The organism is Pseudomonas sp. SIMBA_068, assembly GCF_046534705.1.
Lineage (GTDB): Bacteria > Pseudomonadota > Gammaproteobacteria > Pseudomonadales > Pseudomonadaceae > Aquipseudomonas > Aquipseudomonas putida.
The window spans coordinates 1-249 of record NZ_JAWRYI010001226.1; the positions used below are offsets into that span (position 1 = coordinate 1).

General features: G+C 43.0%; 1 protein-coding gene. It reads right to left on the bottom strand.

The features are described from left to right. On the bottom strand, nt 1-249 hold a 249-nt coding region (locus SB756_RS33450), incomplete at both ends, for an efflux RND transporter permease subunit (protein WP_410913682.1).

Below are 249 nucleotides of genomic sequence, written 5' to 3' on the forward strand. Positions count from 1 at the left end.
GGTTAAACTGGTGAGCATAACTGGGCGAAAGCGCGATGCGCCAGCAAGTTTAACGGCCTCTATTAAATCGCCACCTTCGCTGCGTTTTTTATTAATAAAATCAACCAATACAAGCGAATCGTTCACTACAACACCTATTAACGCAAGCATACCTAGTAGGCTCATAATGGTTAAATCCATCCCCATTATCCAGTGCCCGACTACTGCGCCAATCATGCCAAATGGAATAACACTCATAACAATAATTGG